We start from the raw sequence: 407 nt of genomic DNA, 5'->3' as shown, positions 1-407 counted from the left end.
GAGCGATCTCTCATCGGACGGATCGAAGCCGGGGACCCAATGTCAGATGTCAGCATCCTGTCGTCCCCGGCATCTATACTCGAATGTATGTTCGATACATTGGCGGATGTCGATCTTCTGGCGGTGGTCGACGACTCCCACCGGCAGGAGTCCATGGTGATGGCGCGCAAGCTGGCCGCGATCGCGCAGCTGCTGGCGCGACGGGTCGAGGCCGGCCTGGCGGTCGACGAGGACATGGCTTCGGTGATCAGCGGGTTCAACCGCACCGCCGCCGAGGTGGCCGCGGTGATGAACATGACCCCCGGCGCCGCGCGAACGCTGGTGGCCGCGGCCGAGGCCCTCGACGTGCGACTGCCCGCGGTGGGCGCGCTGCTGGCCACCGGCGGCATCGACTGGCGCACCACCGA

At 68.1% G+C, this 407-nt stretch carries 1 protein-coding gene; it reads left to right on the top strand.

Features of this window, described 5'->3' with window-relative positions:
- Positions 1 to 87: 87 nt before the first annotated feature.
- A partial coding sequence (locus JDV09_RS26240) for a DUF222 domain-containing protein (protein ID WP_221372056.1) occupies positions 88 to 407 on the top strand: 320 nt, incomplete at its 3' end.

Origin of the sequence: Mycolicibacterium xanthum, from assembly GCF_019710635.1 — a bacterium.
GTDB classification, from domain to species: domain Bacteria; phylum Actinomycetota; class Actinomycetes; order Mycobacteriales; family Mycobacteriaceae; genus Mycobacterium; species Mycobacterium xanthum.
Note: the sequence above shows the minus strand (reverse complement) of the source record. Positions and strands in the feature narration are given on the sequence as shown.